A 24,349-nucleotide genomic window follows, 5' to 3' on the forward strand; every position below is an offset into this window, starting at 1 on the left:
CACAACCTGCGATGGTCCGGCCATGACGAACCAGATCGCCCTTGTGCTTGCCATCCTCGTGATCGCCTTCTTCGGCACCGATTTCCTGATCATGGATGGCTCCATGTCCCTGTTCCTGGGCAAGAAGATGCTGGAATTCACGGAATGGCTCGCCTTCTGGCGCTGAGCCCTCCCGACCTGCTCACACAGAGCTGAAACCCTGCGACCGCGACGCCTCTTGACCTTTCTGCCTTTTTGGTGTTGTTAGCGGTAACATTTCCGCCGAGACACAGCGGGGACCGCCCCCGCACAGCCGCATGAAGGATGAGGACATGACCACCAAGGTTGCCATCAACGGGTTCGGGCGCATCGGACGTCTGGTGCTGCGCGCATTGCATGAACAGAACCGCGACGACATCGAAGTCATCGCCATCAACGACCTCGGCTCGGTCGAAATGAACGCCCACCTGTTCGAGTTCGACTCGGTGCATGGCCGGTTCATGAACGAGGTCAAATGGACAGAAAATTCGATCGACGCGGGCCGCGGCCCGATCGAGGTCACTTCGGTCTTCAACCCCGCCGACCTGCCCTGGGGTGACGTCGATATCGTGCTGGAATGCACCGGCATCTTTACCGGCGACAAGGCCAAGATCCATCTGGAGAACGGTGCCAGCCGCGTGCTGGTCTCGGCCCCGTCGAAAGGCGCGGACAAGACCATTGTCTATGGCGTGAACCACGACCGCCTGTCAGCCGCCGACCTGCATGTCTCGAATGCCTCCTGCACCACCAACTGCCTGGCCCCGGTGGCCAAGGTGCTGCATGACACGGTGGGCATCAACAAGGGCTTCATGACCACGATCCACAGCTACACCGGCGACCAGCCGACGCTGGACACGATGCACAAGAAGGATTTCTACCGCGCCCGCGCCGCCGCCATGTCGATGATCCCGACCTCGACCGGCGCCGCCGCCGCCGTGGGGCTGGTGCTGCCGGAACTGAACGGCAAGCTGGACGGTGTGGCGATCCGCGTGCCGACGCCGAATGTCTCCTGCGTCGATCTGACCGTCGAAACCAGCCGCGCCACCACGGCCGAAGAGATCAACAACGCGATGACCACCGCCGCAGAAGGCACGCTGAGGGGCGTGTTGGGTGTGACCGCCCGCCCGCTCGTGTCGGTGGATTTCAACCACAACCCCGCCAGTTCGACCTTCGCGCTGGACCAGACCAAGGTCATGGACGGCAACATGGCCCGCATCCTGACCTGGTATGACAATGAATGGGGCTTCTCGAACCGCATGCTGGACACCGCGGCAGAGATGGGCAAGCACCTGTAATCACAGGGCATTCCAACGACAAAAGGCCCGCCAACTGGCGGGCCTTTTCGTTTGTGCGGGGGAAGAAGGCTCAGCCCTTGCCCAGCCGCTCCAGCAGCTGCACGCGCACCTCGGGGCTGACGAATTTCGAGATATCACCATCCAGCCGCGCAATTTCCTTCACCAGTTTCGAGGCAATCGCCTGATACTTGGCCTCGGCCATCAGGAACACGGTCTCGACGCTGGCGTCCATCGCGCGGTTCATGCCAACCATCTGGTATTCGTATTCGAAATCCGTGACCGCGCGCAGGCCGCGCACGATGATCTGCGCGCCCACGTCATGAGCGCAGTCGATCAACAGGTTCTCAAACGGGTGGGCGACGATCTCGGTGCCGGTTTCCTCGGCCAGTTTGGCGCATTCCGCCTCGACCATGGCCACGCGTTCTTCAAGCGTGAACAGGGGGCCCTTGTCGCGGTTGATCGCCACGCCGATGACCAGACGGTCCACCAACGCGCAAGCGCGGCGGATGATATCCGTATGCCCCAGAGTGACGGGGTCAAAGGTGCCGGGGTAAAGACCGATGCGCATGAAACTGCCCTCCTGACGTTTCGCGCACGCAACAATATTGCGCGCGCGATTGCAAGACCTTTCCGCAGTGCAGCGTAGTTCTACTGCGTAGCTTTTCGGGCCCGTGCGGGTTCAGTAGCCCATGATCATGTTCTTGAGCGCGTCCGCCTGGCTCGACAGTTCATCCAGCCGCGCCTTGACCACATCGCCGATCGACACGACGCCAACCATCTCGTCGCCATCCATCACCGGCATGTGGCGAAAGCGTCCCTCGGTCATCACCTGCAGGACCTGGATCGCGCGATCCGAGGGCGAACAGGTCACCAGTTTCGAGGTCATGAGGTTGTCGACCACGTCATCCAAGCAGGGCGTGCCACGGCTTCCCAGCTCGCGCACCACGTCACGTTCGGACAGGATGCCCGCCGGATGCACACCATCCTCGGACACGATTACGGCACCGATCCCCTTCTCGGACAAGAACGCCGCCGCGGCGGCGACCTTCGTGCCGGGTTTCACGGTCTCGACCCCGGCAAGGTCTTTGTCTTTCAGGATCTGGCTTACCAGCATTCACATGCCCTCCTAGCATTCTTTGCGCTTGTTGGCGCGGGATATCGTGTGTTCGCGCAGGGTCAGCGTCCCCCCTATGCGGGTGGGTGTCAAGCCATGCTTTCAAGGCGCGCGACCTCTGCCTTGATGCCGCGAACCAGCGCCTCGGCCACCCGCGACAGGCGCTCGACCCGCGCGTCGCCCTCGTGGCGCACCAGGTGGAAGCTGCGAGTGATCGACACCTCGCGGGCCAGCACCTTCCGCAGCTCGGGCGCAAAGGGCAGGATGAAGTCGTGCGTTATGCCCACCCCGCCCCCCTGACGCACCAATCCCAGTTGCACCGCCACCAGGTTCGAGCCCAGCGTGGTGCGCTCCAGCCCCAGATCGGCCAGGAAGTCGAGCTCCGGGTAGAAGATCAGGTCCTGAATATAGCCGATGATCGGATGGGCGCGCAGATCCTCGACCCGTGTGATCGGCGCCGCACGCGCCAGATACGCCTCGGAGGCCGCGAAATGCAGGTGATAGTCGGTGATCTTCTGGACCGTGACCCGCCCGGTCTGCGGCGGGGCCACGGTCACCGCCATGTCCGCCTCGCGCTTGGACAGGTTGATCACCCGGGGCAGCGCGACGATCTGCAGGTCCAGGTCCGGATGCTCGCGGCTGATCGCGGCGCAGACCTGGGGCAGGATGAAGCTGGCGCAGCCATCGGTGGCGCCGATCCGCACCTGCCCCGACAGCCCGCCGGTCTGACCTGCCAGCTCCTCGGCCCCGGCACGCAACGCCTGTTCGGCGGCCTCCGCATGGGCCATCAGCCGCGCGCCCGCATCCGTCAGCGCATAGCCCTGTGGTGATTTGGCAAAAAGCGGCGCGCCCAGGGCGGCCTCCAGCCGCGCTACCCGCCGCCCGACCGTGGCGGCGTCCTTCTTCAACGCCCGGCCCGCCCGTGACAGGCTCTCCGCCCGTGCCACCGCCAGAAACACCCTCAGATCGTCCCAGTCCGGCCCCATGGCTCATCCCCTAGGCTCATCCTTGCATTTTTGCAAAACCCTTTTGAGAAACTGCCTCTTTTCCCGACATAAATGCAAGCCTATTGTCACCGGGAAATCTAAGGGAGAGAACCCATGCAAGAGATCGGACACTGGATCAACGGCGAGCACGTCGCCGGAACCTCGGGCCGCTTCGCGGATGTCTACAACCCCGCCACCGGCGAAGTTCAGGCCAAGGTCGCCCTGGCCACCCAGGCCGAGATGGACGCCGCCGTTGCCTCGGCCGCCGAGGCTCAGAAAGCCTGGGGCGCCACCAACCCGCAGCGCCGCGCCCGCGTCATGATGGCCTTCGTGCAGCTGATCAACCGCGACATGGACAAGCTGGCCGAGAAACTGTCCTCCGAACACGGCAAGACCTTCCCCGACGCCAAGGGTGACGTGCAGCGTGGCCTGGAAGTGATCGAATACTGCATCGGCGCCCCGCAGATGCTGAAAGGTGAGTTCACCGACAGCGCCGGCCCGGGCATCGACATGTATTCCATGCGCCAGCCGCTGGGCGTGGTTGCGGGCATTACGCCCTTCAACTTCCCCGCCATGATCCCGCTGTGGAAAATGGGCCCGGCCCTGGCCTGCGGCAACGCGATGATCATGAAACCGTCCGAGCGTGACCCCTCGGTGCCGCTGATGCTGGCCGAACTGCTGAAGGAAGCCGGTCTGCCCGATGGCGTGCTGCAGGTCATCAACGGCGACAAGGAATCGGTCGACGCGATCCTCGATCACGACACCATCCAGGCCGTGGGTTTCGTGGGTTCGACCCCGATTGCCCAGTACATCTACGAACGTGCCGCCCAGAACGGCAAGCGCGCCCAGTGTTTCGGTGGCGCCAAGAACCACATGATCATCATGCCCGACGCCGACCTGGACCAGGCCGCCGACGCGCTGGTCGGTGCCGGTTACGGCGCCGCTGGCGAACGCTGCATGGCAATCTCGGTCGCCGTGCCGGTGGGCGAGGAAACCGCCGACAAGCTGCGCGAGAAACTGGTTCCGCGCATCGAGAAACTGAAGGTCGGCCCCTACACCGCCGGTGACGACGTGGACTACGGCCCGGTCGTGACCGCTGCGGCCAAGGAAAACATCCTGCGCCTGGTGCAGTCGGGTGTCGATCAGGGCGCCGAGCTGGCCGTGGATGGCCGCGACTTCAGCCTGCAGGGCTACGAAGACGGCTTCTTTGTCGGCCCGCACCTGTTCGACAAAGTCACCCCGGACATGGACATCTACAAGACCGAAATCTTCGGCCCGGTCCTGTCGATGGTGCGCGCGGGTTCCTACGAGGAAGCGATCGGCCTGGCGATCAGCCACGAATACGGCAACGGCACCGCGATCTATACCCGCGACGGTGACACCGCCCGTGACTTCGCCAACCGCATCAACATCGGCATGGTGGGCATCAACGTTCCGATCCCGGTGCCGCTGGCCTACCACACCTTCGGCGGCTGGAAAAAGTCGGGCTTCGGTGACCTGAACCAGCACGGCCCGGACGCGTTCAAGTTCTACACCCGCACCAAGACCGTGACCTCGCGCTGGCCGTCGGGCATCAAGGAAGGCGGCGAATTCAACTTTAAGGCGATGGACTGACCTTCCAGCCATAGAAAACATCTTGTCTCGCCAATCCATTGGGTTGGCGGGATTTTTTTATGCACCTCGCTTTTTTCGGGGAGTTGCAGGCGGCGGTATTTCGCCTATCCTTTTGAGCAGGAATAAGGAAATACAACCATGCCGATAGAATTCGCATGCTATGCAAACCCGACCCTCCTGCATCTGCGCCTGTCTGGCCGGGTCACGCTTGAGGACATGCTCGATGCACAGAAGGCCTATGCGAGCAGCCCGGATTTCGCCCCGGGCATCGACGAGTTGATCGAGTTCCTGCCGGGCGCCGATCTGGACATGACCTATGCCGAAATGCGCCGCCTGCGCCGAGCCGAAGAGGCCTATTACAAGCAGGCCGCCCAACCGCCCCGCTGCGCCATTCTTGCCCCGGACAGCACGCAATTCGGCATGGGACGCATGTATGCCACCCTGACCGACCTGCGCGGAGACGTACGCACCGAGGTCGTGACCACATGGCAAGAAGCACTTGCCTTCCTGGAACTGACCGACATCGCCCTGACCGTGGCCTGAGCCGCGCGGCTCTCCCCCCTTTCAACCACTTGTTTCCCTGCGCCATTCCTGTTCAACTCGTGTAAAACGGGAGGACAGAGAATGGCCCAGAGCACGCCCGCCTTCACCATCGGCGTCGAGGAGGAGTATCTGCTGGTCGACCGAAGCAGCCTTGAGCTGGCCGAGGCGCCCGAGGGGCTGATGGAGGATTGCAAGGCCGAGCTGGAAGGCCAGGTCAGCCCCGAGTTCCTGCAATGCCAGATCGAGATCGGCAGCCGAGTCTGCGCCGACGTGGGCGCGGCGCGTGAGGACCTGAAACGCCTGCGCAGCACCGTGGCGAAACACGCCGCCACCTACGGGCTCGCCCCCATCGCCGCCTCCTGCCACCCCTTTGCGGAATGGAAGAAACAGCATCACACCAACAAGGATCGCTACAACGATCTGCGCCGTGACTTGGGCGGGGTTGTGCGCCGCATGTTGATCTGCGGCATGCATGTGCATGTGGGTATCGACGACCCGGACACCCGCGTCGATATCATGAACCAGATGACCTATTTCCTGCCCCATCTGCTGGCCCTGTCGGCCAGTTCGCCCTTCTGGCAAGGCGAGGACACGGGACTGGCCAGCTACAGGCTGACCGTCTTCGACAACCTGCCGCGCACCGGCCTTCCGCCGCAGCTTGCCAGCTGGTCGGAATACGAACGCTCCGTGAATGCGCTGGTCGACCTGGGCCTGATCGAGGACAGTTCAAAAATCTGGTGGGACCTGCGCCCCTCGTCCCGTTTTCCCACCATCGAGGCACGCATCTGCGACGTCTCGCCCCGGCTGGAAACCACGCTGAGCCTGGCCGCCGTGATCCAGTCGCTGGCCCGCATGCTCTGGCGGCTGAAGGCGCGCAATCAACGCTGGCGCATCTATGACAACTTCCTGATCTCGGAAAACCGTTGGCGCGCGCAGCGCTATGGCACGGGCTCGGGCCTGATCGACTTCGGCAAACGCGAAGTGGTTGATTTCGCGGACCTTATTGACGAGTTGATCGAGCTGATCAGCGAGGATGCCGAGGCCCTGGGCTGCCTGACCGAGGTGGAAAACACCCGCACCATCCTGACCCGGGGCACCTCCGCCGACCGCCAACGCGCGGTGTTCAACGACAGTGTCCAGGCCGAAAAAACCGTCGAGGAGGCCCTGCGCGACGTCGCCCGCCACCTGGTCGAGGAATTCCACGCCGACCTCTAGGCCCAGCCGGATTTCGCCCCGAAATCCGACCCGTTTTCCGTGTCGGAAAACGTCTCGCCTCCTGTTCCGGCCCTTGCAAAATTCCTGTAAGGATTCCCCCCTAAACATTCGTTCAATTCCATACGTGCGCGGGAAGCGGGCGGAGCCCCGACCGCTTCCGAGAACAGGACCAGAATGACCGATATCAACATCCGCACCCAGGGCCGCGTCGGCCGCATCACCCTGACCCGCCCCAAGGCGCTGAACGCCGTGACCTATGACATGTGCACCGCGATTGAGGCCGCCCTGGACGCCTGGCGCGACGATGATGCCGTGGCCCTGGTGGTGATCGACGCCGAGGGCGACAAGGCCTTCTCGGCGGGCGGCGACATTGCCGACCTCTATGCGACCGGCAAGGCAGGCGATTTCGCCTATGGCCGCACCTTCTGGCGCGACGAATACCGGATGAACGCCAAGATCCACGAATATGCCAAACCCATCGTCAGCTTCCTGCAGGGTTTCACCATGGGCGGCGGCATGGGCGTGGGCTGCCACGGCTCGCATCGGGTGGTGGGCGAGAGCAGCCAGATCGCCATGCCCGAGGTCGGCATCGGCCTGGTGCCTGACGTGGGCGGCTCGATGATCCTTGCCAATGCGCCGGGGCACCTCGGGGTTTACGCCGGGGTCACCGGCGCGCGCATGGGGCCTGCGGATGCGATCCTGGTGGGCTTTGCCGACATGTTCATCCCGCAAGACAAGTGGCCCGGGCTGATCGAGACGCTGGTCAACACCGGCGATGTGGCCTGCCTGGTGGGCAAGGACGCGCCTGAGGGCAGCCTGACCGCCCTGCAAACCGAGATCAACGCGCTGTTCGACGCCACCACCCTGCCCGGCCTGCTGGCCAACCTGCGCGGATCGGACACAGACTTTGCCGCAAAGACGCTGAAGACCGTGCTGCGCAATTCTCCCCTGTCCATGGCCGTCACCATCGAGATGATGACCCGCCTGCGCGGCGTCACCGATATCCGCGCCGCCCTGGACCTGGAATACCGCTACACCTACCGCGCGATGGAACATGGCGATTTCATCGAAGGCATTCGCGCCGCCATCATCGACAAGGACCGTTCGCCGCAGTGGAAACACCAGGCCGACGCCTTGCCGACCGCGGCAATCGACACCATGCTGGCCCCGTTGGGCGACCAGGCTTTGACGTTCTGAGGAGGACACAATGAAAATCGGATTTATCGGACTGGGCAACATGGGTGGCCCGATGGCCGCGAACCTGGCGAAAGCCGGTCATGACGTGACCGGGTTCGACATGGCGGACGTCCAGATTGAAGGCGTGTCGATGGCGGGCTCCGCCGCCGAGGCCGCAACCGGCGCCGACGTCGTCATCACCATGCTGCCCAACGGCAATATCCTGCGCGCCGTCGCCGGTGAGATCATCCCGGCCATGTCCGAAGGCGCGGGTTTCGTGGACTGTTCGACCGTGGACGTGGAAAGCGCCCGCGCGGTCGCCGCGGATGCGGCCGACGCAGGCCTTCTGCCGGTGGACGCGCCGGTATCGGGCGGTGTCGGTGGTGCGGCTGGCGGCACGCTGACCTTCATGGCCGGCGGCTCCGCCGAGGCCTTCGCCAAGGCCGATCCGCTGTTTGACATCATGGGGCAGAAGGCCGTGCATTGCGGCGACGCGGGCGCCGGTCAGGCCGCCAAGATCTGCAATAACATGATCCTGGGCATCACCATGGCGGGCACCTGTGAAGCCTTTGCCCTGGCTGACAAGCTGGGTCTGGACCGCCAGAAGATGTTCGACGTGGTCTCGACCTCCTCGGGCTACAGCTGGACCATGAACGCCTATTGCCCCGCCCCCGGCGTCGGCCCGCAATCGCCCGCCGATAACGGTTACAAGCCCGGCTTCGCCGCCGAGCTGATGCTGAAGGACCTGCGCCTCAGCCAACAGGCTGCCGAAGCGGTGGACGCCGATACGCCGATGGGCCAGCGCGCAACCGAGCTTTACACTGACTTCGTCGATGACGAAGACGGGCTGGGCAAGGATTTCTCGGCCATGCTGCCCCGGTTCGAGAAACGCTCTCGCAGCTGACGGCGACGGCGCGACCGCGCCTGTCCGCGACCATCTCCAGCCCCGGCGAGCATTCACCGTTCGCCGGGGTTCCTTCATTTAGTGCCCCTACCGTGCAGGCGGGACGCGCGAAATTTCACTGCAATCCCCGCTGGATATCCCCCTGTGCGCCTCTGCAGCTGCCTGTTATAATTCGGGCAGTCTCTTACAGCGCGAAAGTGGAATTCATGATCTCTACCAGCCTCGGGCATGGACTTGCGCTTGCCCTTCTCCTCACATCCCTTCCCGCAATGGCCCAGGCGCAAGACGTCGTCCGACCCGCCAAGGTCGCCATGGCCGAAACCACGGCCAGCAGCCAGACCTGGACCTACCCGGCCATCGTGCTGCCCTCGCAGGAGGCCTCGGTGTCGTTCCGGGTTTCCGGCCAGGTGATCGACCTGCCGGTGCGTGCGGCGGCAGGGTTGAAGACGGGCGATGTGATCGCCAAGCTGGATCCGCGTGATTACGAGGCGCAGGTGGCGCAGCTTGAAAGCCAGCGCGACCAGGCGGTGGCACAGCTGGAAGCCCTGCGCAGCGGGGCACGGGACGAAGAGGTGCGCGCGCTGGAGGCCGCGGTGGAAAGCGCCCGGGTGCAGGTCGAACTGGCCCAGGACGAGGCCGACCGCGCCCGCACCCTGGTCGACCGCAATGTCGCCGCCCCGGTGGTGCTGGAGCAGGCCGAAGCACAGCTGCGCGTCGCCGAGGCCACGTTGAAATCCCAGGAAGAGCAGCTGGCCATCGGCGTCGCCGGGGGCCGGGAAGAGGAGATCACCGGCGCCGAGGCCGCCCTGCGCGGGATCGAAACGCAACTGCAGGCGGCGCGCGACAGCCTGGCCGACACCACTCTGACCGCCCCATTCGACGGGATCGTCGCGCGACGCAATGTCGAAGCCTTCACCCAGGTCCAGGCCGGGCAGGACATCATCCTGCTCCAGAACATCGCAACCCTGCATCTGGCCTTTGACGTGCCGGGGGCGGATGTGCCGAACATCAGCCGCTCGCCGGACCTGCAGGTGATGGCGATCTTCCCGGGATCGGATGCGGAGCATGAGGCGGAATTCGTCGAGTTCTCGACCCAGGCCGAGGCCGCAACCCAGACCTATCGCGGCCGGGTGTCGATCACCGCGCCCGCGGATCGGACCGTACTGCCGGGCATGGTCGGCCAGATCGTGGTCCGCGCGCCCCAGACGGATGCGCAGGAGGTACATGTGCCGCTATCGGCCATTGGAGCCGACCCGAACGGCGCGCCCTTCGTCTGGATCGTCGGAACGGACAATCGCGTTACCAAACGCGCCATCGAAACCGGCCCGGTCGCAGGGGACCGCGTCACGATCGCCTCGGGCCTTGCCGCGGGAGAGACCGTCGTGTCCGGCGGGGTCAGCCGGTTGCAGGAGGGCATGGAAATCCGCCCGATCACCAAGGTGGGTGGCTGATCCATGGACCTTGCAAAATTTGCCATCACCAAGCGGGTGATCTCGGCGATCCTGTCGCTCCTGATCCTCTTCGCGGGCTATTTCGCCTATACCAAACTGCCGCGGTTCGAGGACCCCGAGTTCCTGATCCGCTCAGCCCAGATCATCACCCCCTACCCCGGCGCCAGCGCCGAGGAGGTCGCCCTGGAAGTGACCGAGGTGGTGGAAAACGCGCTGCAACAGCTGCGCGGGGTGGACGAGGTGCGCTCGGTCTCGAAACCCGGGCTCAGCGAGGTGACGGTGGAGTTCACCATCGCCGCCGCCAAGGACCGCGACGCGCTGAACCAGCGATTCTCGCTGATGCGTGCCAAGATCAGTGACATCCAGGCCAACCTGCCACCCAATGCGCTGACCAGCCAGGTCTATGACGACTACGGCGATGTCTTCGCGCTCTATTTCGCGATCACCGGCGAAGGTTTCTCGCTGCCCGAACTGCACACCTATGCCAAGGAGTTGCAGCGCCAGCTGGTGACCGTGTCGGGCGTGTCCAAGATCCTGCTGAGCGGTGTTCAGGACGAGGTCATCCATGTCGACTACGAACCCGCGCGCCTGATCGAATTGGGCCTGTCGCCCTCGCAGATCGGCAACCTGCTGGAGGGTCAGAACCTGATCGTGCCCGGCGGCACCATCCTGGCAGGCGACACCCGTCTGACGATCCGGCCGTTGGCCGCCGTGACCTCGCTGGAGGCGATCGAGAACCTGGTGATTTCCGGGCCGGACGGCGCCAGCTTTCGCCTGTCCGACATCGCCACGGTCAGCCGGGGCCTGAAGGAACCGGCCTCCTCAAGCCTCTATCGTGACGGCCAGCCCGCCATCGGCATGGGCATTTCAAACGTGCTGGGCGGAAATGTGGTCGAGATGGGCGAAGCGGTAAAGGCGCGCATGGACGCGCTGATCTCGGAACGGCCCATCGGCATCGACATCCTGCCCATTTCCGACCAGTCAGAAAGCGTCAAGGTCTCGGTCAATGACTTCGTGATGAACGTGGTGCTGGCCCTGGCCATCGTCGTGGGCACGCTGCTGATCTTCATGGGGCTTCGTTCTGGCCTGTTGATGGGCGGCATCCTTCTGGTCACCGTCGCGGGCACGCTGATGGGCATGTACCTTTACGGCCTCGACATGCAGCGCATCTCGCTGGGTGCGCTGATCATCGCGCTCGGCATGCTGGTGGACAATGCCATCGTGGTGGTCGAGGGCACGCTGGTGCGCGTACAGAAGGGCGAGAACACGGCCAAGGCCGCCATCGCCGTGGTGAACCAGACCCGCTGGCCCTTGCTGGGCGGCACGATCGTCGGTTTCCTCGCCTTCTCGCCCATCGGCCTCTCGCCGGACAATACCGGCGAATATGCAGGCAGCTTGTTCTGGACCATCATGATCGCGCTCTTGTTCTCCTGGCTGGTGGCGATCTGGCTCACGCCCTATTACTGCACCCTGCTGCTGAAACCGGGAAAAGAGGGCGCCGACAAAGGCGAAGGCGCGGTCCTGCGCTTCTATCGCGGGCTGCTCGGCCGGGCGCTGCACATGCGCTATGTGACCGTGGCCGTGATCGTCGGCCTGTTCCTCTCGGCCCTGGCGCTGTTCAGCCTGGTGCCGCCGGGCTTCTTCCCGGCCTCGACCCGGGCGCAATTCGTGGTCGATTTCTTCCTGCCCCAGGGCACGGATATCGACGCGACCCAGGCGCGCATTGCCGAGGTCGACGAACATGTGCGCAGCCTGGAGGGCGTGACCGGCACCAATACGGTGGTGGGCGGCGGGCATACCCGCTTCATGCTGACTTACGATGGCGAAAGCGGAAACCCGGCCTATGGGCAGATCCTGGTCGATGTTGACGGGTTCGACCGCATCGCCCCCCTGATCCCCGAGATCCAGAGCTGGCTTGATGCGACCTACCCCGAGGCCTCGACCAAGGTCTGGCAATTCGTGCTGGGCCCGGGCGGCGGCTCGAAGATCGAAACGCGTTTCTACGGCACCGATCCCGAGGTTCTGCGCGGCTTGGCGGACGAGGCCAAGACGATCATGGCAGCCGCGGGCGCCGTGGCCGTCAAGGACGATTGGCGCGAGAAAGTACCGGTGATCCGCCCGGTGATCGACACCGAAAACGCCCGCCGTCTGGGCCTGACCCAGGGCGAGATTTCGAACGCGGTCTATGCCCATCTGAACGGCAGCAATATCGGCGTCTATCGCGAGGGGGACGTGCTGACGAACATCGTCATGCGTCCGGTCTCCAGTGCGCGGGCGGACGTGGCGCAGCTGCGCGACATCCAGGTGTTCAGCCAGGTCGCGGGCGGCTATGTGCCGATCACCCAGGTGGTCAGTGACTTCAAGCTGGTGTTCGAGGACGGCACACTGCGCCGCATCGACCGCGAGCTGGCGATCACCGCCCAGTCGGACAATGCGCCGGGGGTGCTGTCGGGCGATCTGTTCGCCTCCATCCGGGACGAGATCGAGGCAATCGCACTGCCGCCCGGCTACCGCATGGAATGGAAGGGCGAGTTCGGCAGCAGCGCCGAGGCGAACGCAGGGCTGGCCGCCACCATGCCGCTGGGTTTCGGTGCCATGGTGCTGGTCGTCTTCCTGCTGTTCAACGCGGTGCGCCAGCCGGTGATCATCTGGCTGACCGTGCCGCTGGCGCTGATCGGCGTGGTCTACGGCCTTGCGGGCACGCAGACGCCGCTGGAGTTCATGGCGATCCTCGGCATCCTGTCCCTGACCGGCATGCTGATCAAGAACGCCATCGTGCTGATCGACGAGACCGACAGCCAGATCGCCGGTGGCAAGGCGCGGATGAGCGCGGTGGTGGACGCCGCTGTCAGCCGGTTCCGCCCGGTCCTGCTGGGCGTGGTGACCACCGTGCTGGGGGTGCTGCCGCTGCTGGGCGATCCCTTCTTCAAATCGCTGGCGGTCACGATCATCTGCGGGCTCAGCTTTGCAACCGTGCTGACCCTGATCTTCGTGCCGACGCTCTATGCGATCCTCTTCCGCATCCGCGCCGAAGAGGTCAGCGCCTGACCCTCGTGCGGAACAGAAAACACATGACGCCCGGGCGGTTCTCTGCCCGGGCGTTTCTTTTGCCCAACGGACTATGCCGGGGCGACGATCCGACACGATTGCAGCGCTCACGCGCCCGGCTATAGTCGCCCCATGAGTTGGACCAAGAACACCACCGACATCGCCGGGCTGGATGCCCCCGCCCGCGCGCTTCTGGACACGCTGACCCCGGTGGAAGTGCCTGCGGGCGCGGTTCTGTTTTGCCCGGGCGAAGCGGTGAAAGGCTATGTCGTCATGCTCTCGGGCCGGGTGGATGTGCACCTGATCGGCCCGAACGGGCGCGATATTCTCTTGTACCAGGTTGCGCCGGGGCAGAGCTGCATTCAATCCACCCTGGGCCTTCTGGGCGGCGAGGATTACACCGGCGAGGCCACGGCGGCGGGGCCCGCGCGGCTGGTGCTGATCCCGCGCGACGTGTTCTTTGCGCTCGTGGACAGCTCGCCGGGCTTTCGCCGCCTGGTCTTCGGCGCCTTCGCCGCGCGGATGCAGGACATGATGCAACTGGTTGAAAACATGTCCTTCCTGAAGGTCGAGGCGCGCCTGGCCGCGCTGGTATTGGACCGCGCCGAGGGCGACACCCTGCGCATGACCCAAGCCGACATGGCCACCGCCATCGGCTCGGCGCGCGAGGTCGTCTCACGCCGGTTGGATCGCTGGGCCAAGGCCGGTCTGGTCACCCATGGGCGCGGAGAAGTCACCATCCTGGACCGCGCCGGGCTGGAAGAGGTGAAAAACTCGCCCGCTCTGTGACAGGGTCACATGCCTTTCACTGCTCCCGGGCTTAGACCGGGGACAGGTAACGAAAGGAGTTTTCTCATGTTTGCAAAGAATGCTGGCAGCATCGACCGTGGTCTGCGTGTGATCATCGGCCTGGCCCTGGTCGCCTGGGCCGTCTTCGGTGGCCCTGTCTGGGCCTGGATCGGCGTCGTGCCTCTGCTGACCGGAGCCGTGGGCTCCTGCCCGGCCTATTCGATCTTCGGCATCAGCACCTGCTCGCTGAAGAAGTAAGCGGCTGAGGCACTGCGCGAAGGGCGCCGCCCGGCCTGCGGCCGTGCGAAACGGTCACGTCCTTAGCCCACCAAGAAAGAAAAACGCCGGGATCTCTCCCGGCGTTTTCCGTTCCCCGTACTCGTAACTCTACTAGTGGGTTATGATCTCCGGCCCCATCAGGCTGTTGGGCAACCAGGTCGAGATCCATGGGATGTAGGTCACCATGATCAGGAAGACGAACAGCACGGCCAGGAAGGGAAGGGCTGCGCGCACGACCTTCATCATCGGCATCCCGGCAACCCCGGAGGTGACGAAGAGGTTCAGGCCGACCGGCGGGGTGATCATTCCGATCTCCATGTTCACGACCATGATGATGCCCAGGTGGATCGGGTCCACGCCCAGCTCGATCGCGATGGGGAAGACCAGCGGCGCCACGATGACGATCAGACCCGAGGGCTCCATGAACTGACCGCCGATCAGCAGGATCACGTTCACGATGATCAGGAACATGATCTTGCCGAAGCCCGCCGACAGCATCGCATTGGCGATCTGCTGGGGGATCTGCTCATCGGTCAGCACGTGTTTCAGGATCAGCGCGTTGGCGATGATGAACATCAGGGTAATGGTCAGGCGACCGGCCTCGAACAGGGTGCCGCGGGTGTCTTCGTGGAAGAAGGCAGTCACGATGGCCTGCGGCTTCTTCAGCACGTTCGACTTGCCCTCACCCTTGTCCGACAGCGGACCCATGTCGCGATAGACGAAACAGGCCACAAAGAAGGCATAGACCGAGGCAACGGCGGCGGCTTCCGTGGGCGTGAACAGCGCGCCGGTAATGCCCGGAATGCCGTAGATGCCGACCATGATGATGACAATCAGCAGGAGGCCCCAAACCGCGTCCGAGAACGAGGACCAGACCTCGCCCCAGCCCTGGAAATCCCCCTTGGGCATATTGCGGATCGTGGCGATCACATAGATCGCAACCATCAGCATCAGACCCGCCATGAGGCCCGGGATGACACCCGCCAGGAACATGCGCCCGACCGACACCTCGACGGCGGAGGCATAGACCACCATGACGATCGAGGGCGGGATCAGGATACCCAGCGTACCGGCGTTACAGATGACACCGGCGGCGAAATCCTTGGTGTAACCAACCTGGCGCATCGCCGCGATGACGATGGTCCCGATGGCCACGACGGTGGCGGGCGACGAGCCCGAAAGGGCGGCGAAGAGCATACAGGCAAAGACGCCCGCAATCGCCAGCCCCCCACGCAGATGCCCCACACAGGCGATCGAGAAGCGGATGATCCGCTGCGCCACGCCCCCGGTCGACATGAAGGACGACGCGAGGATGAAGAAGGGGATCGCCAGCAGCGTATAGTGGCCCGCTTCGGCTTGATAGAAGCTCTGCGCAACCGAGGCCAGCGAAGTGTCCGAGAACACCAGAAGGAAGATGATCGAGCTGAGACCGAGGGAAACCGCAATCGGCACCCCGATCAGCAGGAAGCCGATCACCATGGCGAAGAGAAAGACGACGTCCATGGATTATTCCTCCCACTGGTGGTCTTTGATTTGGTCGATTTCGTCCTCGACCTCGTGACTGACGATCAGGCTCTCGGCCTTGCCGGTCCACACGCGGATGGTGGCCTGGATGAAGCGGAACAGCAAAAGTGCGGCCCCGATGGGCAGGATCACATAGGGAATGACGCGCGGCAGCTTGTCATAGGTTTCCCCCTGGTTGATCCAGCCTTCCAGAAAGCGCAGGAACTCTGGCATCGGCACCTGATCGGTGATGTACCAGGCCTGGTCACGGGTCTGTTCGAACCCGGTCGGGAACCAGCGGCCCGAGGTGCGATCAAGTGCTGCATAGGGCGCCCAGTAGTCCCAGGCCCCTTTCAGAAGCAGGAAGGCATAGGCGATGCAGAGCGCGCCTGCGATCAGCGCGACAACCTTGCGCGGCCCGGGCGAAAGCATGTTGGTAATCGCGTCCACGCCCAGATGCGCGGTGACCTTGACGCCGTAGCTCACACCGAAGAGCACAAGCCAGGCAAACAGGATCAGCGTGACCTCCAGACCCCAGATCAGCGAGGTGTTGAAGATGTAGCGCAGGACGACATTGACGAATGTGATCATGGTCATCAGGCCAAGGAGCACGGCGATGACCGTTTCCTCGAAGCCCTTTGTGTGGTGAGTGGTGCTCATGGTCTTCCCCTTTCCATGAGGCGGGCATGACAGAAGATCCGTCGCGCGGGTTGGTGGCGTGGATATCGTGTCGTGTGGAGTTTGTGGGTTCCGGGGCCGACACGCGGCCGGCCCCGAAGCTCATGCGTGGCTCAGCGCTTAGTGCTGGGCGTTGATTTCCTGGGCAACGGCGATGTTGTCGGCACCCACGTCGGCCTCGAACTGGCTCCAGACCGGCTTCATGGCGTCAACCCAGGCCTGGCGCTGCTCGTCGGTCAGCTGGCGGACAACGCCACCGGCGTCGATGATCGACTGCTTGGCGGCTTCATTCACTGCGAAGGCTTCACCGTTCCGGGTGGCGGTCACTTCGGCAATGATGGTCGACAGCTGGTCACGCACATCGGCCGGCAGACCTTCCCACCAGTCCACATTGGTCACGACCAGATAGTCGATGATGCCGTGGTTGGTCTCGGTCACGCCGTCCTGCACTTCGAAGAACTTCTTGCCGTAGATGTTCGACCAGGTGTTTTCCTGCCCGTCGACAACGCCGGTCTGCAGCGCGCCGTAGACTTCCGAGAAGGCCATCGGCTGCGGCGAGGCCCCAATGGCTTCCATCTGGGCCACCAGCACGTCCGAGGTCTGCACGCGGAACTTCAGCCCGGCGGCATCGGTCGGCAGTTCCAGCGGCTGGTTGGCCGAGAACTGTTTCAGGCCATTGTGCCAGAAGGCCAGGCCCAGCAGACCACGGCGGGTCATCGATTCCTTCATCGCCTGACCGGTCGGCGACTGCTGGAACGCATCCACCGCGTCCATGTTCTTGAACATGAAGGGCAGGTCGAAGATGCGGAACTGTTTGGTAAAGGCTTCGAATTTCGACAGCGACGGCGCGGCCATCTGCACGTCGCCCTGCAGCATCGCTTCCAGCACCTGGTTGTCGTTGTACAGCGTGGAGTTCGGATAGACCTCCATGCAGGCCTTGCCGTCCATCTCGGCATTCACGCGTTCGGCCAGCAGCGACGCCGCGATGCCTTTCGGGTGTTTGTCAGCGTTGGTGACGTGGCTGAACTTGATGACAATCTCGCCATCGTCACAGGCCGCGGTGGCGCTGGTGGCGGTGACGGTCAGGGTCAGGGCGGTGGCGGCCCCCATCAGAGCCTTGTTCAGGAATTTCATGTCGTGTGTCCTCCCAGACGTTCCTCGAAAATACACCCCAAGTCGGGCGCTGAACCCATTTGGGCATTTCAAGAGGCAGCGGCCAAGAAAAACTGTCACCTGTCCGTGAGGCGCCAAATTCATCAGCATTTGCAGTCAGTTATGGGCTGCTTTTTTTGCATCATCACCAGTCGCAAAGGCATGGTGGGCGGGATTCCACACAGCTACCAAAGGCACCTGTGCGGAAATCCGCACAGGTGCGGTAGCGCCAACATGGAAAGGGGGCGGGACGAATCCAGCGCTCAGCCACCAATCCGCCGCGTGGCCAGGAAGACGCCCGCCAACACAAGTACCACGGCGATCCAGTTCACGCCCAGGACATTGGCTGCGCCGATCCCGTTCATCGCGATCATGATCAAGCCTGCGCAGGTGATCAGCGTGCCCAGAAGCGACGCCAGCGGCCCCGGACGGCGCTCAAGCGGTGTGCGCGAGCCCGCCTCGAAGGGCAGGAACACCATCACGAAAGGCGCCAACACCAGGCAGAAAGCAACCAGCCAGATCGGCCGCATCGCCCACCAGGCCCCTGCCCCCGGCTGCAGCTCCAGCCCGATGCCGCCCGCCAGCATCGCCAGACCAATCACCGCCACCATGGCCGTGATATGCCACAGGTAGATCGACATGATCATCTGGTTCATCACGATCACCCAGCTCCACGGCCCTGGACGGGCGAGCCAGCGTTTCACCACGCCCGAGACCAACAGGATCACCCCGATCTGCACCGCCCCCAGCGCCAGCATGGCGGTGGTCGGCGGCCGGGTGTTCGAGAACTCCTCGCCCGGCACGCTGACCATGCCCACGGGGAAATCCAGCAGGCCGATCAGCACGTAAAGCCAGACCGCGCCCAGAGCGATGAAACCCAGCGACCAGGCGTTTTGCCTTTGCGCCCCGCCCCACCAGTAACCAAGCTGATGCACCCCCAGCCAGACAAAGCCGTAATTGGCCCAGCGCAGCCATTGCTGGTCCAGCCCGAAGGCGATTGTATCGACCACAATGGCCCCGCCCCAGAGCACCACGACCGAGGCAAAGCCGATGCGATCCCAGGCCGCCATCGACAGGGGCACCGCGACGGTGATGACGATATAGACCGCCAGGAACCAGATCGGTACCAGCGCAGATTGCGAGGCGACGGCGATCAGCTCCGCATCCACCCCCATACGCGCAGCAATGGCGGCGGCCACGGCCCAGAGCGCGACCAGCGGCAGGGTGGGCTTGAGCAGCCGCGACAGGCGCGTCGCCGCCCATCCGCGGGCCCTTTCGGGATCCTTGCGGGCCGAGTTCCAGCTGAGCCCGTTCGAGAAGCCGCCGACGAAGAAGAACACCGGCATGACCTGGAACAGCCAGGTCGCCCATTGGGTCCAGGGCTGTTCGGCCAGCAGGATGGTGAACTCCAGTTCACCGCCGCGAATGACCGGGGCGACCAGAAGCCAATGGCCCAGAATGACAAAGAAGATCGCCAGCGCCCGGTAGAAATCGGCAGCCCGGTTGCGGCTGGCGGGCGTGTTTTCGGCGGCCCAGCGGGCACGGGCCAGAAGGCCCTTTGGAATGTCTTCGGAAGCGCTCATATCACTGCTCGTTTTTGGTCAATTTTCAGCAGGTTAGCACACAGCAATGCAACCGGGAAGAGTCGCGAGAGGCGCAGCCGCGACGGGCCCGACCCTGGGTGGGCGCTTTCGCAGCGGGAGTTGGTTGCAAGCGGATTGCTTCAAGTGAAAGGTCAGTTCGAGTTGATGCGCCGGATATGCGCCCTCCCGTGGGGAGCCCCCCTCCCGGCAGAGTTCGCAAGCGAACTCGCCTGCCGGGTCAACGCGGGCGCGTCGCGGCTGCGCCGCTCCAGGCGGACCTACGCCAAGCCTACCCCCGAAACTCCTCGGGCTTCAGCCCATGGCGCGCCAGCTTGTCATAAAAGGTCTTGCGCGGCAGTTTCAGATCCCGCGCGGCCGCCGAGGCTGCGCCCCCGTGACGCCTGAGCGCTTCGATCAGCAGAGACCGTTCCACCTGCGCCAGTTGCTCGGCCAGGCCAAGCCCGTCGCCCTCATCCGCCTCGCCCAGCCCCATGGCAAAACGCATCGCCGCGTTCATCAGCGCGCGCGCATTGCCGGGCCAGTCCTGCGCCATCAGCCGCGCCAGCACGTCCTGGGTGATCTCGGGCGCGGGCAAGGCCGCCTGTTCGCAGGCAATGGCGACATAGTGGCGAAACAGGATCGGGATGTCCTCCTTGCGCTCGCGAATGGCGGGGATGCGCACGCGCATGATGTCGAGCTTGTAGAAGAGGTCCGGGTTGAACTGCCCCGCCCCCGCCAACGCATCCAGGTCCTGATAGGTGCCCGCCACCACCCGCGCCCCACCCGGACGGTCCAGCAGGTCGAGCAAAAGAAACTGCGCCGCCGGGTCCAATGCGGCGACCTCGTCCAGAAACAACGTGCCACCTTCCGCCCTGTCGAACCCGTCGTTCAACACCTCGCCCGTCAGCCCCGCCGCCGGCAGTTTGACGAAGGGCCGCATCGCCGCGCCGGAAAGCAGATGCACCACCTCCGCCACTTTCGACGTGCCTGACCCCGGCTCGCCACAGATCAGCACCTCGGCTTGCGTGCGCGCCACCGCGCGGACCCGCGCGCGCAACTCTTCGGCCAGGCGGCTGTCACCGAACAACAGCCGCGCCGCCGCGTCGCCCTGTTCTGCCTGCAGTTTCAGATGGCGATTTTCCAACACCAGGGACCGGGTGCGCAACGCGCGTTCCACCACCGCAACAAGGTCGTCCGGCTCGCAGGGCTTTTCCAGGAAATCGAAGGCGCCAGCCGACATGCCGCGCACGGCCATGGGAATGTCCCCCTCACCCGTCAACAGGATCACCGGCAGCTCCGCATCCACCCCCTGCGCATGTTCCAGCAGGGCAAAGCCGTCCTTGCCCGGCATGCGAATATCGCTCAGCACCACCCCGTCGAAGTCCAGCGAGATATGGTCCTTCGCCTCGATGAACGACCCTGCCGTCAACGGGTCCAGCCCAGCCAGCTCCAAGGTCTGGCCCAGCGCCTCGCGCACCATGGCATCGTCATCGACCAACAGGACTTTCTGGCTCATTGCGCCGCTTCCTTCACGTCTTCTGCCCAGGGCTCCAGCTCGATGGTGAACATCGCGCCCTGCCCTGTGTTCGCCCCCCGGATCTTGCCACCGAAGCTCTGCACCAACCCGTAAGAGATCGACAGGCCCAACCCCATGCCCTCATCCCCCACCTGTTTGGTGGTGTAGAAGGGCTCGAATATCTTGTCGGGATCGGCAATTCCGGGGCCGGTGTCGCGCACCGTGACGGACAGGGGATCTCCCGGCTGGACATTGATCTCGATACGTTTTTCATCCTGCCCGACCATGGCGTCGGCGGCATTGTTGATCAGGTTGACCATGACCTGCACCAGCCGCACCTCGCCCGCGCGCACGTAACAGACGGCAGGCGGAGCCCAGTCCAGCACCACACCGTCCGTGCGCAGCCGCGCCTCGGTCAGCTCGACGGCAGCCTGGATCACCTGCACCAGATCAACCCGGCCCAGCGGCTCGCTTTCATTGCGGGCAAAGGCGCGCAAGTTCTTGATGATGCGCCCCATGCGATTGGCCAGCTCCGAGATACGGCCAAGGTTCTGCGCGGCCTTCTCGGGCTTCTCACGATCCAGGAAAGCGGTGCCGTTCTCGGCGAAACTGCGAATGGCCATGAGCGGCTGGTTCAGCTCGTGGGAAATCCCCGCCGACATCTGGCCCAGAGCGGACAGCTTGCCCGCCTGCACAAGCTCCGCCTGGGTGCGTTTCAACTCCTCGTTGGCGTCAGACAAGGCAGCCGTGCGTTCGGCCACCCGCGCCTCCAGCCGGGCATTGGCCGCCGCTTCCACCGCCAACCGCTCCGACAGGGCCCGGCGCCGTTCCGCCAGCACCAGCAACACGGCACCGAAAGCCAGGCAAAGCGCCGCCGCGACCGCCGCTTGCAAGGTGGCCGTGCGCACCGCAGGCGCTGTGTCCAGCAGCGTTTCGCCCACCATGTCGATCACGTGGATATCCGCCGCCAGATGCAGCGCCTGAGCTGGCAGGTAGGGGCCTCCGTCCAATTGCCAAATCTCATGCCCGAACCAGCGTTGAATGCTATGGGCCGGGAAGCCCTCGTCGCCGAACCGGTCGGTCAGGGTCAGTTCGGATCGGTTGGTGACAAAGACCTGGCCCGTGTCGTTGACGAAATAGGTGGCGGTGGCCGTGGTCGGCCAGTTCTGTTCAAACAGCCAGATATCAACCTCGACCAGCACCGCACCGCGTGCGGGGCCGGTGTCGGCAAACACCGGGGCCGCGAAGGTAAACAACCGGCGGGTCAGGCCCGAGGGCGCGGTTTCCGCCCCGTTGGTCACCCCCAGCGCGCCGTTCAGCGCCCGGCGCAGGGGCGCGCTGTCGGGGTTGCGCCCCACATGGCCCGGGCGGGAGCTTGCCAGCACCAAGCCCGAACGGTCCACCAGCTCGATCCCCAGCGCACCGGTGCGATCGGCCATCGACCGCAGAAGCGCGCGCGCGTCCCAGGCCTTGTCGCCGTCCAACAGCGCCTTCAGATCCGGGTGATCAGACAGCAGCACCGCCAGTTCCCGGTAGCGAAACAGATGCCGCGTCAGCCGGTCCGAGGCCAGCGTCAGGTCGGTCCTCCCGCGTTCGGCCAATGTCCCCAGCGCCGAGCGCCAGGCCACGCCCCAGACCCCCGCGCTGAACAGGGCGACGGCAAGCAGGAACGCCAGAACCCATATGCTGCGCAAGGACTTGACCATGGCCGCAGCATAGGAATGTGGTCTTGCAATGGAAAGCAGGTTCGGGAAATCTGCGCGGATGCAGAGTTTCAGCCAATCGCCGACCGATCCCGTCTTCGTCCAGGACCCCTACCCGTTCTACGCCCGCGCCCGGGCGGCAGGTGACCTGGTCTGGTGGGAAGATTACAAGATGCCCATGGCGACCAGTTTCGCCGCGGTGAACGGCATCCTGCGTGACCGGCGGTTTGGCCGCGAACCGGTCACCCCGCGCGACATTCCCGATCATCTGGCCCCCTTCTACGCGGTCGAGGCGCATTCGATGCTGGAGCTCGAAGCGCCCCGCCACACCCGCCTGCGCAGCCTGGTCCTGCGCGCCTTTACCTCGCGCCGCATCGCCGGGTTGGCACCGGAGGTGGAAACCCTGGCGCATGAGTTGATCGACGCCTTCCCCGAAGGGGATTTCGACCTGCTGCCCGCCTTCGCCACCCGCATCCCGGTGATCATCATCGCCCGCCTGCTGGGCGTGCCCGAACGCATGGCCGACCAGCTCTTGGTCTGGTCCAACGCCATGGTCGGCATGTATATGGCGGGCCGTACCCGCGCGACCGAGGACGCCGCCGTCGCCGCCACCGAGGCCTTCGTCAGCTTCATGCGCGCTTACGTGGAAGACCGACGCGCCGACCCGCGCGACGACCTGATCACCCAGCTGATTGCCGCCGAGGAGGATGGTGAGCGCCTGTCCGCCGATGAGCTGATCACCACCTGTATCCTGCTGTTGAACGCGGGCCACGAGGCGACGGTGCACTCCGTGGCCAATGCGGTGAAACTGCTGTTGGAGACCGGTGTACGCCCCACGACCAAGAACGCCGACACGCTGGTCGAAGAGACGCTTCGTGTCGACCCGCCGCTGCACATGTTCACCCGCTATGCCTATGAAGACATGGAGGTTTTCGGGCATGCCTTCAAACGCGGGGATGAGGTCGGGCTGCTGCTGGCCTCGGCCAATCGTGACCCGGACATGTGGCCGGATCCCGACCAGTTCGACCCCCTGCGCCCGATCAAGCAGAACACCAGTTTCGGCGCGGGGGTGCATTTCTGCGTCGGCGCCCCGCTCGCGCGGTTGGAGCTGGTCACCGCCCTGCCGATCCTGTTCGACCGATGCCCGGATCTGACCCTGGCCGAGCCGCCCGAATACGCGGATGTGTACCATTTCCACGGGGTGAAACGGCTGATGGTCAGGACCTGACCTCCCCCTTTCATCTTTCCACAAATATCCCGGGGGGTCCGGGGGGCTGGCCCCCCGGCTCTGCCCTCTAAACCGGCAATTCCGTCGAGAACTTGATCTCTTCCATCGACAACAAAGCCGTCACGTTGAAGATCTTCACCTCGGAAATCAGCGCCTGATAGAACACATCATAGGCGCGCGCGTTCGCCACGCGGACCTTGAGGATATAGTCGATCTCACCCGCCAGCCGGTGCGCTTCCAGCACCTCGGGCCTGTCGCGCAGCACCTGCAGGAACTTGTCCTGCCACCCGGCCTCGTGCTCGGACGTACGCACCAGCACGAAGAAACAGGCCTCGAACCCCAGGCTTTCGGCATCCAGCAGCACCGTCTGCTGCCCCACCACACCGGCCTCGCGCATCTTGCGAATCCGGTTCCACACAGGGGTCTTCGACGAGCCCACGGTCTTGGCAATCACGTCCAGCGACTGCCCCGCATCGCGCTGCAGCTCGCGCAGGATTTTCCGATCCAGATCGTCCAGACGCACCGACATTCCGATTTCTCCTCTCTTGGGGGAC

The 24,349-nt window shown here is 64.4% G+C and carries 22 protein-coding genes; 12 read left to right on the forward strand and 10 right to left on the reverse strand.

The window, feature by feature from the left end; translation table 11 throughout:
- The first annotated feature begins 22 nt into the window (after positions 1–22).
- The gene (locus tag ACO07D_RS19265) at positions 23–166 is read left to right on the forward strand and encodes a glyceraldehyde-3-phosphate dehydrogenase (RefSeq protein ID WP_421704543.1); all 144 of its coding nucleotides are present in this window, start codon (positions 23–25) and stop codon (positions 164–166) included.
- A 145-nt stretch (positions 167–311) separates the two neighbouring features.
- Positions 312–1,313, forward strand: a complete 1,002-nt coding sequence (gene gap, locus ACO07D_RS19270; protein ID WP_421704544.1) for a type I glyceraldehyde-3-phosphate dehydrogenase — start codon at positions 312–314, stop codon at positions 1,311–1,313.
- A 70-nt stretch (positions 1,314–1,383) separates the two neighbouring features.
- On the opposite strand, the gene coaD is transcribed toward gap, so the two are convergent.
- The 3 genes from coaD to ACO07D_RS19285 form a co-directional block, all read right to left on the reverse strand.
- Positions 1,384–1,881 carry a pantetheine-phosphate adenylyltransferase gene (gene coaD / locus ACO07D_RS19275; RefSeq protein WP_421704545.1) on the reverse strand — a complete coding sequence of 166 codons (498 nt, stop codon included), beginning with the start codon at positions 1,879–1,881 and terminating at the stop codon, positions 1,384–1,386.
- Positions 1,882–1,992: 111 nt separating this feature from the next.
- Positions 1,993–2,427 carry a CBS domain-containing protein gene (locus ACO07D_RS19280; protein WP_421704546.1) on the reverse strand — a complete coding sequence of 145 codons (435 nt, stop codon included), beginning with the start codon at positions 2,425–2,427 and terminating at the stop codon, positions 1,993–1,995.
- Positions 2,428–2,516: 89 nt separating this feature from the next.
- Positions 2,517–3,413: a LysR family transcriptional regulator gene (locus tag ACO07D_RS19285; protein WP_421704547.1), complete on the reverse strand. Its 897-nt coding sequence runs from the start codon at positions 3,411–3,413 to the stop codon at positions 2,517–2,519.
- 114 nt (positions 3,414–3,527) lie between these two features.
- Here ACO07D_RS19285 and ACO07D_RS19290 point away from each other — a divergent pair, with 114 nt between their 5' ends.
- The 9 genes from ACO07D_RS19290 (at position 3,528) to ACO07D_RS19330 (ending at position 14,411) form a co-directional block, all read left to right on the forward strand.
- Positions 3,528–5,027 (forward strand): CoA-acylating methylmalonate-semialdehyde dehydrogenase, encoded by a 1,500-nt coding sequence (locus ACO07D_RS19290; protein ID WP_421704548.1) that lies wholly within the window; start codon positions 3,528–3,530, stop codon positions 5,025–5,027.
- 138 nt (positions 5,028–5,165) lie between these two features.
- Positions 5,166–5,570 carry a hypothetical protein gene (locus tag ACO07D_RS19295; RefSeq protein WP_421704549.1) on the forward strand — a complete coding sequence of 135 codons (405 nt, stop codon included), beginning with the start codon at positions 5,166–5,168 and terminating at the stop codon, positions 5,568–5,570.
- A gap of 81 nt (positions 5,571–5,651) precedes the next feature.
- Positions 5,652–6,785: a carboxylate-amine ligase gene (locus ACO07D_RS19300; RefSeq protein ID WP_421704550.1), complete on the forward strand. Its 1,134-nt coding sequence runs from the start codon at positions 5,652–5,654 to the stop codon at positions 6,783–6,785.
- 174 nt (positions 6,786–6,959) lie between these two features.
- Positions 6,960–7,982, forward strand: a complete 1,023-nt coding sequence (locus ACO07D_RS19305) for a 3-hydroxyisobutyryl-CoA hydrolase (protein WP_421704551.1) — start codon at positions 6,960–6,962, stop codon at positions 7,980–7,982.
- Positions 7,983–7,992: 10 nt separating this feature from the next.
- Entirely contained in the window at positions 7,993–8,865 is an 873-nt protein-coding gene (mmsB, locus tag ACO07D_RS19310; protein WP_421704552.1) for a 3-hydroxyisobutyrate dehydrogenase, read from the forward strand.
- Between the two features lie 269 nt (positions 8,866–9,134).
- Positions 9,135–10,316: an efflux RND transporter periplasmic adaptor subunit gene (locus ACO07D_RS19315; RefSeq protein WP_421704553.1), complete on the forward strand. Its 1,182-nt coding sequence runs from the start codon at positions 9,135–9,137 to the stop codon at positions 10,314–10,316.
- Positions 10,317–10,319: 3 nt separating this feature from the next.
- Complete coding sequence (locus ACO07D_RS19320; protein ID WP_421704554.1) at positions 10,320–13,364, forward strand: efflux RND transporter permease subunit; 3,045 nt, start codon at positions 10,320–10,322, stop codon at positions 13,362–13,364.
- Positions 13,365–13,496: 132 nt separating this feature from the next.
- On the forward strand, positions 13,497–14,153 hold the full coding sequence (locus tag ACO07D_RS19325; protein WP_421704555.1) for a Crp/Fnr family transcriptional regulator: 657 nt from the start codon (positions 13,497–13,499) through the stop codon (positions 14,151–14,153).
- Between the two features lie 66 nt (positions 14,154–14,219).
- Entirely contained in the window at positions 14,220–14,411 is a 192-nt protein-coding gene (locus tag ACO07D_RS19330; protein WP_421704556.1) for a YgaP family membrane protein, read from the forward strand.
- A gap of 132 nt (positions 14,412–14,543) precedes the next feature.
- On the opposite strand, the gene ACO07D_RS19335 is transcribed toward ACO07D_RS19330, so the two are convergent.
- The 6 genes from ACO07D_RS19335 to ACO07D_RS19360 form a co-directional block, all read right to left on the reverse strand.
- Positions 14,544–15,935 carry a TRAP transporter large permease gene (locus ACO07D_RS19335; protein WP_421704557.1) on the reverse strand — a complete coding sequence of 464 codons (1,392 nt, stop codon included), beginning with the start codon at positions 15,933–15,935 and terminating at the stop codon, positions 14,544–14,546.
- A 3-nt stretch (positions 15,936–15,938) separates the two neighbouring features.
- Positions 15,939–16,595 carry a TRAP transporter small permease gene (locus tag ACO07D_RS19340; RefSeq protein WP_421704558.1) on the reverse strand — a complete coding sequence of 219 codons (657 nt, stop codon included), beginning with the start codon at positions 16,593–16,595 and terminating at the stop codon, positions 15,939–15,941.
- A 138-nt stretch (positions 16,596–16,733) separates the two neighbouring features.
- A complete protein-coding gene (locus ACO07D_RS19345) occupies positions 16,734–17,747 on the reverse strand; it encodes a DctP family TRAP transporter solute-binding subunit (RefSeq protein WP_421704559.1) in 1,014 nt (337 codons plus the stop codon).
- Between the two features lie 281 nt (positions 17,748–18,028).
- On the reverse strand, positions 18,029–19,348 hold the full coding sequence (locus ACO07D_RS19350; protein WP_421704560.1) for an acyltransferase family protein: 1,320 nt from the start codon (positions 19,346–19,348) through the stop codon (positions 18,029–18,031).
- 289 nt (positions 19,349–19,637) lie between these two features.
- Positions 19,638–20,864 carry a sigma-54-dependent transcriptional regulator gene (locus ACO07D_RS19355; RefSeq protein ID WP_421704561.1) on the reverse strand — a complete coding sequence of 409 codons (1,227 nt, stop codon included), beginning with the start codon at positions 20,862–20,864 and terminating at the stop codon, positions 19,638–19,640.
- Positions 20,861–22,570 carry a sensor histidine kinase gene (locus ACO07D_RS19360; protein WP_421704562.1) on the reverse strand — a complete coding sequence of 570 codons (1,710 nt, stop codon included), beginning with the start codon at positions 22,568–22,570 and terminating at the stop codon, positions 20,861–20,863. The genes ACO07D_RS19355 and ACO07D_RS19360 overlap by 4 nt, the downstream gene beginning before the upstream one ends.
- A gap of 58 nt (positions 22,571–22,628) precedes the next feature.
- On the opposite strand from ACO07D_RS19360, the gene ACO07D_RS19365 reads away from it, so the two are divergent.
- Complete coding sequence (locus ACO07D_RS19365; protein WP_421704563.1) at positions 22,629–23,795, forward strand: cytochrome P450; 1,167 nt, start codon at positions 22,629–22,631, stop codon at positions 23,793–23,795.
- Positions 23,796–23,862: 67 nt separating this feature from the next.
- Here the strand turns inward: ACO07D_RS19365 and ACO07D_RS19370 are convergent, their stop codons facing one another.
- Positions 23,863–24,324: an Lrp/AsnC family transcriptional regulator gene (locus tag ACO07D_RS19370; RefSeq protein WP_421704564.1), complete on the reverse strand. Its 462-nt coding sequence runs from the start codon at positions 24,322–24,324 to the stop codon at positions 23,863–23,865.
- Positions 24,325–24,349 lie beyond the last annotated feature (25 nt).

The sequence above is a fragment of the Aliiroseovarius sp. genome (assembly GCF_965228805.1).
GTDB lineage: Bacteria > Pseudomonadota > Alphaproteobacteria > Rhodobacterales > Rhodobacteraceae > JASBTN01.

What these genes read in the sequence shown, in the direction of transcription:
- ACO07D_RS19265 (WP_421704543.1), top strand. Translation starts at nt 23, where the DNA reads ATGACGAACCAGATCGCCCTTGTGCTTGCCATCCTCGTGATCGCCTTC.
- gap (WP_421704544.1), top strand. Translation starts at nt 312, where the DNA reads ATGACCACCAAGGTTGCCATCAACGGGTTCGGGCGCATCGGACGTCTG.
- coaD (WP_421704545.1), bottom strand. Translation starts at nt 1,881, where the DNA reads ATGCGCATCGGTCTTTACCCCGGCACCTTTGACCCCGTCACTCTGGGG.
- ACO07D_RS19280 (WP_421704546.1), bottom strand. Translation starts at nt 2,427, where the DNA reads ATGCTGGTAAGCCAGATCCTGAAAGACAAAGACCTTGCCGGGGTCGAG.
- ACO07D_RS19285 (WP_421704547.1), bottom strand. Translation starts at nt 3,413, where the DNA reads ATGGGGCCGGACTGGGACGATCTGAGGGTGTTTCTGGCGGTGGCACGG.
- ACO07D_RS19290 (WP_421704548.1), top strand. Translation starts at nt 3,528, where the DNA reads ATGCAAGAGATCGGACACTGGATCAACGGCGAGCACGTCGCCGGAACC.
- ACO07D_RS19295 (WP_421704549.1), top strand. Translation starts at nt 5,166, where the DNA reads ATGCCGATAGAATTCGCATGCTATGCAAACCCGACCCTCCTGCATCTG.
- ACO07D_RS19300 (WP_421704550.1), top strand. Translation starts at nt 5,652, where the DNA reads ATGGCCCAGAGCACGCCCGCCTTCACCATCGGCGTCGAGGAGGAGTAT.
- ACO07D_RS19305 (WP_421704551.1), top strand. Translation starts at nt 6,960, where the DNA reads ATGACCGATATCAACATCCGCACCCAGGGCCGCGTCGGCCGCATCACC.
- mmsB (WP_421704552.1), top strand. Translation starts at nt 7,993, where the DNA reads ATGAAAATCGGATTTATCGGACTGGGCAACATGGGTGGCCCGATGGCC.
- ACO07D_RS19315 (WP_421704553.1), top strand. Translation starts at nt 9,135, where the DNA reads ATGGCCCAGGCGCAAGACGTCGTCCGACCCGCCAAGGTCGCCATGGCC.
- ACO07D_RS19320 (WP_421704554.1), top strand. Translation starts at nt 10,320, where the DNA reads ATGGACCTTGCAAAATTTGCCATCACCAAGCGGGTGATCTCGGCGATC.
- ACO07D_RS19325 (WP_421704555.1), top strand. Translation starts at nt 13,497, where the DNA reads ATGAGTTGGACCAAGAACACCACCGACATCGCCGGGCTGGATGCCCCC.
- ACO07D_RS19330 (WP_421704556.1), top strand. Translation starts at nt 14,220, where the DNA reads ATGTTTGCAAAGAATGCTGGCAGCATCGACCGTGGTCTGCGTGTGATC.
- ACO07D_RS19335 (WP_421704557.1), bottom strand. Translation starts at nt 15,935, where the DNA reads ATGGACGTCGTCTTTCTCTTCGCCATGGTGATCGGCTTCCTGCTGATC.
- ACO07D_RS19340 (WP_421704558.1), bottom strand. Translation starts at nt 16,595, where the DNA reads ATGAGCACCACTCACCACACAAAGGGCTTCGAGGAAACGGTCATCGCC.
- ACO07D_RS19345 (WP_421704559.1), bottom strand. Translation starts at nt 17,747, where the DNA reads ATGAAATTCCTGAACAAGGCTCTGATGGGGGCCGCCACCGCCCTGACC.
- ACO07D_RS19350 (WP_421704560.1), bottom strand. Translation starts at nt 19,348, where the DNA reads ATGAGCGCTTCCGAAGACATTCCAAAGGGCCTTCTGGCCCGTGCCCGC.
- ACO07D_RS19355 (WP_421704561.1), bottom strand. Translation starts at nt 20,864, where the DNA reads ATGAGCCAGAAAGTCCTGTTGGTCGATGACGATGCCATGGTGCGCGAG.
- ACO07D_RS19360 (WP_421704562.1), bottom strand. Translation starts at nt 22,570, where the DNA reads ATGGTCAAGTCCTTGCGCAGCATATGGGTTCTGGCGTTCCTGCTTGCC.
- ACO07D_RS19365 (WP_421704563.1), top strand. Translation starts at nt 22,629, where the DNA reads ATGCAGAGTTTCAGCCAATCGCCGACCGATCCCGTCTTCGTCCAGGAC.
- ACO07D_RS19370 (WP_421704564.1), bottom strand. Translation starts at nt 24,324, where the DNA reads ATGTCGGTGCGTCTGGACGATCTGGATCGGAAAATCCTGCGCGAGCTG.